This window comes from Hyphomicrobium sp. (assembly GCF_019744875.1).
In the GTDB taxonomy this organism is placed as follows: domain Bacteria; phylum Pseudomonadota; class Alphaproteobacteria; order Rhizobiales; family Hyphomicrobiaceae; genus Hyphomicrobium_C.
This window is the reverse complement of sequence record NZ_JAIETU010000005.1, coordinates 1,095,001-1,096,684: the sequence shown is the minus strand read 5'-3', so window position 1 is coordinate 1,096,684 and position 1,684 is coordinate 1,095,001. Positions and strand designations below refer to the sequence as shown.

The following is a 1,684-nucleotide window of genomic DNA, read 5'->3' as shown; positions in this document are numbered from 1 at the left end:
GGCAGGCGTCAGGCCATATACGTCGTCGTTGGACTTAGCATAGCCCTGTGTTTTAGGTAAACAGTCGCCACCCCCTGGTCTGTGCCCCACCATTCTGGTTGCCCAGAATGATGGCCTGCTTATCCCGAAGTTACGCAGGTAATTTGCCGAGTTCCTTCAGCACACTTCGCTCAAGCGCCTTGGTATTCTCTACCAGTCCACCTGTGTCGGTTTCGGGTACGGTCTATGTGGGGGTTATTTCCTGGGGCACCTTCGCTGCCCGGGCAATCCGATAAGCCCAGACAACTTGCAGCACCCGTCACTCACCCACTGGCCCACGAATATTGACGTGGTTCCCATCGACTACGGCTTTCGCCCTCGCCTTAGGGGCCGGCTAACCCTGCGCAGTTTAGCTTTACGCAGGAACCCTTGGACTTTCGGCGGGAGTGTTTCTGACACTCCTGTCGTTACTCATGTCTGCATTCGCACTTCCGATACCTCCAGGAGCCCTCACGGGTCTCCCTTCGCAGGCTTACGGAACGCTCCGCTACCACGTGCATTGCTGCACATCCGAAGCTTCGGTAAACGGCTTAAGCCCCGATACATTTTCGGCGCAGGAACCCTTATCTAGACCAGTGAGCTGTTACGCTTTCTTTAAAGGATGGCTGCTTCTAAGCCAACCTCCTGGCTGTTTTGGGATTCCCACATCCTTCCACACTTAGCCGTTATTTAGGGACCTTAGCTGTCGGTCAGGGTTGTTTCCCTCTTCACGACGGACGTTAGCACCCGCCGTGTGTCTCCCGAGTAGTACTCCCAGGTATTCGGAGTTTGGTTAGGTTTGGTAATCCTGTGGGGACCCCTAGCCCATCCAGTGCTCTACCCCCTGGGGTATTCGCTCGAGGCTCTACCTAAATAGATTTCGCGGAGAACCAGCTATTTCCTGCCTTGATTGGCCTTTCACCCCTATCCACAGTTCATCCGAGGCTTTTTCAACAGACACCGGTTCGGTCCTCCAGTGGGTGTTACCCCACTTTCAACCTGACCATGGATAGATCGACAGGTTTCGGGTCTAATCCGACGAACTGAACGCCCTGTTCAGACTCGCTTTCGCTACGCCTACGCCTATCGGCTTAAGCTTGCTCGTCAGACTAAGTCGCAGACCCATAATACAAAAGGTACGAAGTCACCCTTGCGGGCTTCTTCTGTTTGTAGGCATCCGGTTTCAGGTACTATTTCACTCCCCTCGTAGGGGTGCTTTTCACCTTTCCCTCACGGTACTGGTGCGCTATCGGTCGGTAAGGAGTACTTAGGCTTGGAGGGTGGTCCCCCCATGTTCGAACAGGATTTCACGTGTCCCGCCCTACTCGAGATTTCAGCTTGGCATTACGTGTACGGGGCTATCACCCTCTGAGGCGCGGCTTTCCTGTCCGCTTCCACTTGTCCTAACTGAAATACTGGCCTAGTCCGCGTTCGCTCGCCACTACTAGCGGAGTCTCGGTTGATGTCCTTTCCTCCAGGTACTTAGATGTTTCAGTTCCCTGGGTTTGCTTCTAAACCCCTATATATTCAGGGCTAGATACCTTCTTATGACACCCTGAAATCCGAACCCGGATTGCTCCGGATGCGAATTTCAAGGAGTCGAAGGTGGGTTTCCCCATTCGGATATCTACGGATCAACGGCTGTTCGCACCTTCCCGTAGCTTTT

The 1,684-nt window shown here is 53.9% G+C and carries 1 rRNA gene (cut by a window edge); it reads right to left on the bottom strand.

From position 1 onward, the window contains the following. A 23S ribosomal RNA gene (locus K2Y42_RS15100) occupies nucleotides 1–1,684 on the bottom strand; its annotated part runs 71 nt beyond the window's last position; the annotation flags it as partial.